At 66.1% G+C, this 9,953-nt stretch carries 8 protein-coding genes and 2 pseudogenes; 9 read left to right on the top strand and 1 reads right to left on the bottom strand.

Features of this window, described 5'->3' with window-relative positions; all coding sequences use genetic code 11:
• The first annotated feature begins 7 nt into the window (after positions 1–7).
• Together IVB23_RS14475 and IVB23_RS14470 are read left to right on the top strand one after the other, a co-directional pair.
• A complete protein-coding gene (locus IVB23_RS14475; protein WP_247803979.1) occupies positions 8–1,708 on the top strand; it encodes a hydrogenase maturation protein in 1,701 nt (566 codons plus the stop codon).
• A gap of 48 nt (positions 1,709–1,756) precedes the next feature.
• Positions 1,757–2,302, top strand: a pseudogene (locus tag IVB23_RS14470) (response regulator); the annotation flags it as partial.
• 99 nt (positions 2,303–2,401) lie between these two features.
• Here IVB23_RS14470 and IVB23_RS14465 read toward each other — a convergent pair.
• Positions 2,402–2,865: pseudogene (locus IVB23_RS14465) on the bottom strand (transposase); the annotation flags it as partial.
• Between the two features lie 407 nt (positions 2,866–3,272).
• Here IVB23_RS14465 and IVB23_RS14460 point away from each other — a divergent pair.
• The 7 genes from IVB23_RS14460 to IVB23_RS14430 all read left to right on the top strand — a co-directional run bounded on the left by IVB23_RS14460 (position 3,273) and on the right by IVB23_RS14430 (position 9,879).
• Positions 3,273–3,518 carry a hypothetical protein gene (locus IVB23_RS14460; protein ID WP_247803978.1) on the top strand — a complete coding sequence of 82 codons (246 nt, stop codon included), beginning with the start codon at positions 3,273–3,275 and terminating at the stop codon, positions 3,516–3,518.
• A gap of 145 nt (positions 3,519–3,663) precedes the next feature.
• On the top strand, positions 3,664–4,866 hold the full coding sequence (locus IVB23_RS14455; protein WP_247803977.1) for a cytochrome P450: 1,203 nt from the start codon (positions 3,664–3,666) through the stop codon (positions 4,864–4,866).
• Positions 4,867–4,960: 94 nt separating this feature from the next.
• Positions 4,961–6,250: a cytochrome P450 gene (locus IVB23_RS14450; protein WP_247803976.1), complete on the top strand. Its 1,290-nt coding sequence runs from the start codon at positions 4,961–4,963 to the stop codon at positions 6,248–6,250.
• A 1-nt stretch (position 6,251) separates the two neighbouring features.
• Complete coding sequence (locus tag IVB23_RS14445) at positions 6,252–6,560, top strand: ferredoxin (protein WP_247803975.1); 309 nt, start codon at positions 6,252–6,254, stop codon at positions 6,558–6,560.
• Positions 6,547–7,392 carry an SDR family oxidoreductase gene (locus IVB23_RS14440; RefSeq protein ID WP_247803974.1) on the top strand — a complete coding sequence of 282 codons (846 nt, stop codon included), beginning with the start codon at positions 6,547–6,549 and terminating at the stop codon, positions 7,390–7,392. Before IVB23_RS14445 ends, IVB23_RS14440 begins: the two co-directional genes overlap by 14 nt.
• Entirely contained in the window at positions 7,392–8,735 is a 1,344-nt protein-coding gene (locus IVB23_RS14435) for a cytochrome P450 (protein ID WP_247803973.1), read from the top strand. Before IVB23_RS14440 ends, IVB23_RS14435 begins: the two co-directional genes overlap by 1 nt.
• Before the next feature lie 145 nt (positions 8,736–8,880).
• Complete coding sequence (locus tag IVB23_RS14430; RefSeq protein ID WP_247804870.1) at positions 8,881–9,879, top strand: polyprenyl synthetase family protein; 999 nt, start codon at positions 8,881–8,883, stop codon at positions 9,877–9,879.
• Positions 9,880–9,953 lie beyond the last annotated feature (74 nt).

Here is a 9,953-nt window from a genome sequence, read left to right as displayed (position 1 = left end):
GCTCAGGATGCGCATTCTGCTTTTGTCGCATTCCTTCAACAACCTGACGCAGCGGCTGCATGTCGAACTCTGCGAGCGTAGCCATGAGGTCTCGGTCGAACTCGATATCCATCCCGACGTGACCCGCGAAAGTGTTGCGCTGTATCGGCCCGATCTCGTTATCGCGCCGTTCTTGAAACGGGCGATCCCGGACGATGTCTGGCGTGGCGTGCGTTGCCTCGTCGTGCACCCCGGCCCGCCCGGTGACCGCGGTCCTGCGGCTCTCGACTGGGCCATTCTCGAGGGCGTCGCGGAGTGGGGTGTCACGGTGCTGCAGGCGGATGGCGAGTTCGACGCCGGTCCGATCTGGGTCCATCGCACGTTCCCGATGCGGCGTGCGGCGAAGTCCAGCATCTACCGCAACGAGGTCACCTCCTGCGCGGTGGAGGCGGTGCTCGAGGCCATTGCCGCGATCGAGGCCGGGCACGAGGCGCCCGCGTTAATGGCGAGCGACGATCCGCGCATTCGCGTGCGGGGGCCCTGCCGGCAAGCGGATCGCGCGATCGACTGGCACCACGACACAACCGTCGAGGTGCTTCGCAAGATCGACAGCGCCGACGGCGTGCCCGGCCTGACCGACAGTCTGTTCTGGCAGGACGTCCGGCTGTTCGATGCGCATGAGGCCCATGGCATCTCCGGCGTACCCGGCACCGTGGTGGCGCAGTGCGACGGTGCGCTGGCCCGGGCGACCGTCGACGGCGCGGTCTGGATCGGCCACGTCCGGAGTGTCGGGCCGAAGAGCTTCAAGCTTCCGGCGACGAAGATCTTCGCGTCGGAAGCCGCGCATCTGCCGCTCAGGCCAGGATGCGGCTACGGTCCGATCAAATATCGCGAGCATTGCGAGGTTGGCGAGCTGCAATTCAACTTCTACAACGGCGCCATGAGCTCCGACGACTGCAAGGCACTGCTCAGCGCCTATCGAACCGCGCTTGCGCGCGCAACCAAGGTGCTGCTGCTGACCGGCGGCCGTGATTATTGGTCGAACGGCATTCATCTTGCCGAGATCGAGGCCGCCGACAGCGCGGCGGATGAGTCCTGGCGCAACATCAACGCGATCGACGATCTCGCGCGGGCCATTATCGAGACCACCGATCGGCTGGTGGTTTCCGTCGTTCGCGGCAATGCCGGCGCAGGCGGCGTGTTCCTCAGCCTCGCCGCCGACGAGGTCTGGGCCAGCGATCGGATCGTGCTCAATCCACATTACAAGGACATGGGCAATCTCTACGGTTCGGAATACTGGACCTATCTTCTGCCGCGGCGCGCGGGTGCCGCGAATGCGGCCATGATCACTCAATGCCGGCTGCCGATGGGCGTGGCTGAGGCCGGACGCCTCGGCATCGTCGATCGCGTGCTGACGGCCAGGGGCGCGGCAACGGACGATCTCGTGAAGCTCGCCGCCGCGCTTGCATCGGATCCCGACTATGCCGCGCGCCTTGTCGACAAGCAAAGGCGCCGCGCCGCCGACGAAGCCGAGAAGCCGCTCGACGCGTACCGCAACGAGGAGCTGCGCCGCATGCGGCTCAACTTCTACGGCTTCGATCCAAGCTACCACGTGGCGCGTTACAATTTCATTCACAAGGTCCCGAAGTCGCGTACGCCGCTGACCATCGCTAATCACCGGTCCCGGCGTAAGCGCGCACGACCCACCTGCATGACGGTGCGATCATGAGCATGCCAGAAAGCCCGCAGGAAACGTGCCAGAAACGTCCAAGGAACCATTCTCGTTGTCGACGACGAGATTCGCTCGCAGGAGGCTCTGCGGCGCGTCCTCGACCAGGCTTTCGAGGTATTGTGCGCCGGCAATGCGGCCGATGCGGAGAAGCTCCTGGAAGGCGATATCGTCCACGCCATTCTCTGCGACCAGCGGATGCCGCACGAATCGGGCGTCAGCTTCCTGGAGCGCGTCCGCGAGATATGGCCGGATCCGGTGCGGATGATCATCTCCGGCTATTCTGACTGCGAAGACATCATCGCCGGCCTCAACGAGGCCGGCATCTATCAATACATCACGAAGCCATGGCAGCCGGACCGGTTGGTCGACATCGTCAAGGAAGCAGTTCAGCTCTAGCGGCTTCAGAAGGAAACGGAAACGGCGGGGGTCGACGTCAAGGCGACGCCCGGGCACGTCAAGAAGGTCGTCTCGGTCAAGCGCGGCGCCGCAAAGCAGCTTTACGACTTCAACCGTATCGTGCATTCGCCCCATAGCCCGATGCATGACGCGATCGAGCTCGGCAGACGCGCCGCCGACTACGATATCTCCGTCGCGTCCTTCCTTCGGTTTTACCGGCGTATCGGACTGCCGCATTCCGAGCAGTTCGCGGCAGCGGGCGAGCTTTTGCTTGCGGTAGCGGTTGCCCATGAAACCGTAATAGCGGATGCGCTGAAATCCTTCGGGCAAGACATGGACGAGGAAACGCCGGATGAACTCCCCGGCGTCGAGCGCCATCACCTTTTGCCGGTTCTCGTTGCGATAGTCCTTCCACCGGAAGCGTACCTTGCCATCCTCGATATCGACGATCCGGTTGTTGGCGATTGCCACCCGGTGTGTGTAGCGTCCGACATATTCCAGAACCCGTTCAGCGCCCGCGAAGGGTGGCTTGGCATAGACTACCCAGTTGACCTGGCGGGCGGGATCCAGATAGCGCCGGAATGCGACGGGATCGTGCAGCCGTTCCAATGACGAAAAGAATCGCAACTCACCGGCATCGAATGCCTTTGCAGATCTTCGAGAAACAATCGCCGGAACAGTCGGGAGAGCACGGCGACTGGTAGGAAGAAGCCGGGACGGCACGCGATCCAGCGGCTCCCGTCCGGCGATAGCCCGCCACTCCTGTCCAGTTTTTCGAGCGAAGATCAAGTCCCCGGAACGTACCCGGGGCAGGTCAGTACCACCCAATCACTCTTGTCGATCCCCAGCACTTTGCCTCGTTATTTGTAGATGGTCGTAATTGTGAACCTCGATGCGAGATCGTAGTGCTTGCTCATCTCAATCAGAGTTCGACGTTGATTTAGATGTGGGGCTTCGACCTCTCTATGCAGGTCAAGATGGATACGCATCGATGTCGCGAACCTGACAAAATGTTGCGACCATTCCAGCTGACATGTTGGCGCGCATGCATGTTTCACTCTCGCTATGCGGGCGAGCACGGTATTCGACGTGGCACGCGGATTGCTGGGATGATGAGCAAAGAACCTAGCGGCAAAAGCGGCTGTAGCGATTGCATCCTCATTTCGTGGATGACACCGCGATCGATGGAACGAAGAAAGAAAAGCAAAATGTCAAATCCGCATCAGATAGCATTCTATGGGAAGGGGGCCTCGGCGAAACCGCCCCCTACCAAATAGGCTCGCCGCCCTTGTCGACACTTGCGCAGGAAATCTTGATGGCCGGCTGCGACTCAAAGGCCCACCACACTCGCCTCATCCTGAACTCGAAGGCGCAGGATAAAGTTCTGCATCTCGCCGCGCGGTATGCCTAGACAGTTACACGTTGGTCGATCTTGATAATCGAGTCGGGCTACGCCGCGGAGGACGCCGTCTACATGCCGTCTTACGTCATTCGCTGCCCGCAGCGCCTGCCGGTCACCTTGCGCCCTTCCATCGCTTAGAGAGTGAAGTGCCACCATGTCCGAACAACCCTTGCCGACGCTGCCGATGTGGCGCGTCGATCACATCGAGCCCTCGCCCGAGATGTTGGCGCTACGCGCCAACGGTCCGATCCACCGCGTGCGCTTCCCGTCTGGGCACGAAGGCTGGTGGGTGACAGGCTACGACGAGGCCAAGGCGGCGCTGTCCGACGCGGCGTTCCGGCCCGCGGGAATGCCGCCGGCGGCATTCACCCCGGATTCGGTGATTCTCGGTTCGCCGGGGTGGCTGGTCTCGCACGAGGGGGGCGAGCATGCCCGGTTACGCACGATCGTGGCGCCGGCCTTCAGCAACCGCAGGATGAAGCTGCTCGCGCAGCAGGTCGAGGCGATCGCCGCGCAGTTGTTCGAGACGCTGGCGGCCCAGCCCCAGCCCGCCGACCTGCGGCGCCAGCTCTCCTTTCCGCTTCCGGCCATGGTCATCAGCGCGCTGATGGGCGTGCTCTACGAGGATCACGCCTTTTTCGCCGGGCGGTCCGACGAGGTGATGACGCACCAGCATGAAAGCGGCCCGCGCGGCGCGTCGCGCCTGGCCTGGGAAGAACTGCGCGCCTACATTCGCGGCAAGATGCGGGACAAGCGCCAGGATCCGGGCGACAACCTCCTGACGGATCTGCTCGCGGCGGTCGACCAGGGCAAGGCGACCGAGGAAGAGGCGATCGGCCTGGCGGCGGGCATGCTGGTGGCGGGGCACGAGAGCACCGTCGCGCAGATCGAATTCGGCCTGCTGGCCATGTTCCGCCATCCGCAACAGCGCGAACGCCTGGTCGGCGATCCATCCCTGGTGGACAAGGCGGTGGAGGAAATCCTGCGCATGTACCCGCCGGGCGCGGGCTGGGACGGCATCATGCGCTATCCGAGGACCGATGTAACCATCGCAGGGGTGCATATTCCCGCGGAGAGCAAGGTGCTGGTCGGTCTGCCGGCGACGTCGTTCGATCCGCGCCATTTCGACGACCCGGAAATCTTCGACATCGGACGCGACGAAAATCCGCACTTGGCGTTCTCCTGCGGGCCGCACTACTGCATCGGCGTGGCGCTGGCCAGGCTGGAACTCAAGGTGGTGTTCGGTTCGATCTTCCAGCGCTTCCCCGCGCTGCGCCTAGCCGTGGCGCCCGAAGAACTGAAGTTGCGCAAGGAGATCATCACTGGCGGGTTCGAGGAGTTCCCGGTGCTCTGGTGATGCGCGGACGCCGCCGGGAATCGCGATCTTCTCCGCAACTTGCCGGCGCGCCTGGCGCGCGCCGGTCAGATCAGCCAGCCAACAGGTAACCAAGATGGACGTGCAAGAAACCACGGCAGCATGCCGGGACGCCTTCGCCGAACTGGCGTCGCCAGCGTGCATCCACGACCCGTATCCGTTCATGCGGTGGTTGCGCGAGCACGATCCGGTGCATCGCGCTGCGTCGGGCCTCTTTCTGTTGAGCCGCCACACCGACATCTACTGGGCGCTCAAGGCCACGGGCGATGCGTTTCGGGGACCGGCGCCGGGCGAACTGGCGCGCTATTTCCCGCGTGCGGCGACCAGCCTGTCACTCAATCTGCTGGCGTCCACGCTAGCGATGAAGGAACCACCGACGCATACGCGTCTGCGCCGGCTGATCTCGCGCGATTTCACCATGTGCCAGATCGACAACCTGCGGCCGAGCATCGCGCGCATCGTCGCAGCGCGCCTGGACGGCATGGCACCCGCGCTGGAGCGCGGGGAGCCGGTGGACCTGCATCGGGAATTCGCGCTGGCCTTGCCCATGCTGGTCTTCGCCGAACTGTTCGGCATGCCCCAGGACGACATGTTTGGACTCGCCGCCGGCATCGGCGCCATTCTGGAAGGCCTGAGCCCGCACGCCAGCGATCCCCAGCTCGCCGCGGCGGACGCGGCCAGCGCCAGGGTGCAGGCCTACTTCGGCGACCTCATACAGCGCAAGCGCACCAATCCCCGCCACGACATCGTGTCGATGCTGGTCGGCGAACACGACGACGATGCCGACACGCTGTCGGATGCGGAGTTGATCAGCATGCTGTGGGGCATGCTGCTGGGCGGCTTCGCAACCACTGCTGCGACCATCGACCATGCGGTCCTGGCGATGCTGGCGTATCCCGAACAGCGGCACTGGCTGCAGGGAGACGCCGTGGGGGTGAAGGCATTCGTCGAAGAAGTCCTGCGCTGCGACGCGCCCGCCATGTTCAGCTCCATTCCGCGTATCGCCCAGCGCGACATCGAACTGGGCGGCGTGGTGATCCCGAAGAACGCGGACGTGCGCGTGCTGATCGCGGCCGGCAATCGCGACCCGGCCGCCTTCGCCGATCCCGACCGCTTCGCTCCCGCGCGGTTCTACGGCACCAGTCCTGGCATGTCGACCGACGGGAAGATCATGCTGAGCTTCGGCCACGGCATCCACTTCTGCCTCGGTGCGCAACTGGCCCGGGTGCAGTTGGCCGAGAGCCTGCCGCGGATCCAGGCGCGCTTCCCCACGCTGGCATTGGCCGAGCAGCCGACCCGGGAGCCCTCCGCGTTCATTAGGACGTTCCGCGCGCTGCCGGTGCGGCTGCATGCGCAGGGGGGCTGAGATGCGCGTCGTGGTCGACCAGGATCTGTGCGGAACCACCGGGCAGTGCGTGCTGACCCTGCCGGGCACCTTTCGCCAGCGCGAACCGGACGGCGTGGCCGAAGTGTGCGTGGCGACGGTCCCGCAGGCGCTGCACGCCGCCGTGCGGCTCGCGGCCAGCCAGTGTCCGGTCGCCGCCATTCGGGTCATCGAAAGCGACGCTGGCGATGACGAGCGCGCCAGCGCCGACCCTGCGCCTTCTCCTGCGGAGGCCGAGCGGCATGCCGCGAAAGACCAACGCAATCCAGGAGGACACGATGGCACGGTTTGAAGGCAAGGTGGCCGTGGTGACCGGCGCCGGCGCCGGCATCGGCAAGGCATGCGCCCTCGCCATCGCACGTGAGGGCGGCAGAGTGGTGGTGGCCGACATTGATGGCTCGGCGGCCATCGCCTGCACCGCGCAGATCGCGGCCGAAGCGGGCCACGCGCTGGCCTTGGCCATGGACATCGCCGATGCGCAGGCGGTGGCAGCGCTGTTCGAGACGGCGCAGCGGCACTTCGGTGGGGTCGACCTGCTGGTGAACAACGCGAGCGCCATGCATCTGACCCCGCGCGACCGCGCGATCCTCGACCTGGACCTGGCGGTCTGGGATCAGACCATGGCGACCAATCTGCGCGGCACGCTGCTCTGCTGCCGGCAGGCCATCCCACGGATGATCGCCCTCGGCGGTGGCGCGATCGTCAACATGTCGTCGTGCCAGGGGCTCAGCGGTGACACCGCGCAGACGTCCTACGCCGCGTCGAAGGCGGCGATGAACATGCTGTCGGCCTCACTCGCCACCCAGTACGGTCATGCGCAGATCCGCTGCAACGCGGTTGCGCCGGGTCTCGTCATGACCGAGCGTCTCCTCGCCAAGCTGGACGAGTGCACGCAACGGCATCTGCGCCGGCACCAGCTCCTGCCGCGCGTCGGCCGCCCCGAGGACGTGGCCGCGCTGGTGGCGTTCCTGCTCTCCGACGATGCTGCGTTCATCACCGGCCAGGTCGTGTGCATCGACGGCGGCATGCTGGCGCATGTGCCGACGTACGCCGACGGTGGCAACAGCCTCGCCGCGCGGCCTGCCGGCGACACCGCCGAAGCGGCCGCGGCGCCGCGCTGCTGATGGACATGCTGCTCAACCCGCTGGACCGTCGGCACCGGCTCCGGCACGACATCCCGGTCGTGCCCGGCGCTTTCCCCCTGGTCGGGCATCTTCCCGCCATCATCTGCGACCTGCCGCGCCTGCTGCGGCGCGCGGAACGGACGCTGGGCAGCCACTTCTGGCTGGATTTCGGCCCTGCCGGACACCTGATGACCTGCGTGGATCCGGATGCGCTCGCACTGCTCCGGCACAAGGACGTGTCCTCGGCGCTGATCGAAGAGATCGCGCCCGAATTGCTTGGCGGAACGTTGGTTGCCCAGGACGGCGGCGCGCACCGGCAGGCGCGCGATGCGATCAAGGCGGCGTTCCTGCCCAAGGGGCTGACCCAGGCCGGCATCGGCGACCTGTTCGCGCCCGTCATCCGGGCGCGGGTGCAGGCGTGGCGCGACCGCGGCGACGTAACCATCCTGCGCGAAACCGGCGACCTGATGCTCAAGCTCATCTTCAGCCTCCTGGGAATGCCCGCGCAGGACCTGCCGGGATGGCATCGCAAGTACCGGCAACTGCTGCAGTTGATCGTCGCGCCCCCGGTCGACCTGCCCGGACTGCCCTTGCGGCGCGGCCGCGCCGCCCGCGACTGGATCGACGCGCAGTTGCGCCAGTTCGTCCGCGACGCGCGCGCGCATGCCGCGCGCACCGGGTTGATCAACGACATGGTGAGCGCCTTCGATCGCAGCGACGATGCGCTCTCCGATGACGTCCTGGTCGCCAATATCCGCTTGCTGCTGCTTGCCGGTCACGACACGACTGCCTCGACGATGGCCTGGATGGTGATCGAACTGGCGCGGCAGCCTGTGCTGTGGGACGCCCTGGTCGAGGAGGCGCAACGCGTGGGCGCGGTGCCGACCCGGCACGCGGATCTGGCGCAGTGTCCGGTCGCCGAGGCGCTGTTCCGCGAGACGCTGCGCGTGCATCCGGCGACCACGCTCCTGCCGCGTCGCGCGCTGCAGGAATTGCAACTCGGCCAACGGCGCATTCCCGCGGGCACCCATCTGTGCATCCCGCTGCTGCATTTCTCGACCTCGGCGCTGCTGCACGAGGCGCCTGATCAGTTTCGCCTGGCGCGGTGGCTGCAACGCACGGAGCCGATCCGGCCGGTGGACATGCTGCAGTTCGGTACCGGCCCACACGTCTGCATCGGCTACCACTTGGTATGGCTGGAACTGGTGCAGTTCTGCATCGCCTTGGCGCTGACCATGCACAAGGCCGGGGTGCGGCCGCGGTTGCTGAGCGGCGTCGAAAAAGGCCGGCGCTATTACCCGACCGCACATCCGTCCATGACAATCCGCATCGGATTCTCATGAGCTGGCTCGCATCCCCGTGTGGCGAGGCAGCGGCGCCGGTGACGCGCGGCATTGCTGCACTTGGCGCGCGCTCGGTGCGACGCCGGCAACACCGCGGCGGCTCGGCGCTCGCCGTGGCCGTGTCAGGTACAAGGACATGAACAACATGCAGACCGGTTCTACGCTACACGACGACCGAACTGGCGTTTCCGCGCTCGGCGGATTGGACGCGCAGGCGCGCGGCGCATCCGGCAGGCTGCTGCCGGAGATCTGGATGCAGGACGGCGCAAAGCGGGTCGAACAGGCGCTGGCGCGTCTTCTCTGCGCCGAAGACGACGATGAGACCGAGCTGATGGCGGCGATGCGCTACGCCACCTTGAATGGCGGGAAGCGCACCCGCGCCTTGCTCTGTCTGGCTGCCGGTGCACTGGCCGACACGCCGGCGCACATGCTCGACGACGTCGGCGCCGCCATCGAGATGATGCATGCCTGTACCCTGGTCCACGACGACCTGCCCGCGATGGATGACGACGTGCTTCGCCGCGGCCTTCCGACCGTGCACGTCAAGTTCGGCGAAGCCACTGCGATCCTGGTCGGCGATGCGCTGCAGGCGCACGCCTTCCTGACCCTGGCGAGCCTGGATGCGCCGGGCGACAACCGTGTCGCGCTCGTGCGCGAACTGGCGCAGGCGGTGTCCGCCGAGGGTGCCGCAGGCGGGCAGGCCATGGATCTGTCGCTGGTCGGAAAGCACGTCGAGCTGGACAGGATCGTGGCGATGCACCGGATGAAGAGCGGAGCGCTAGTGCGCGCGTCCGTTCGCATGGGCGCGCTATGCGCCATCGCGGAGGATGCCGCGCACGCTGCGCTGTACTGTGCGCTCGATCGCTACACCGCCTGTTTCGGCCTGGCGTTGCAGGTGGTCGACGACATTCTCGACGCGACAGCGGATACCGCGACGCTGGGCAAGACCCCCGGCAAGGACGCAGCGGCGCAGAAGCCGACCTGCGCGTCAATCATGGGGCTGCAGGCAGCGCGCCAGTTCGCGCTGGATTTGTTGCGCGACGCCGGGGAGGCCATCGCCCCGCTGGGGCCGCGTGCGGAACGGTTGGCGCAGATGCTGCAGCGGGCCAACGCGTATCTGTTCAAGCACGCGCCATGCGCATGAGCGCGCCCGTCCGCGTGGAGTCGCCCCTGTGCCGCTGCGATCGGCCGGCGGCAGCGGTGCATGCTGCACTGTGT

The sequence above is a fragment of the Bradyrhizobium sp. 191 genome (genome assembly GCF_023100985.1).
Classification (GTDB): Bacteria; Pseudomonadota; Alphaproteobacteria; order Rhizobiales; family Xanthobacteraceae; genus Bradyrhizobium; species Bradyrhizobium diversitatis.
Note: the sequence above shows the minus strand (reverse complement) of the source record. Positions and strands in the feature narration are given on the sequence as shown.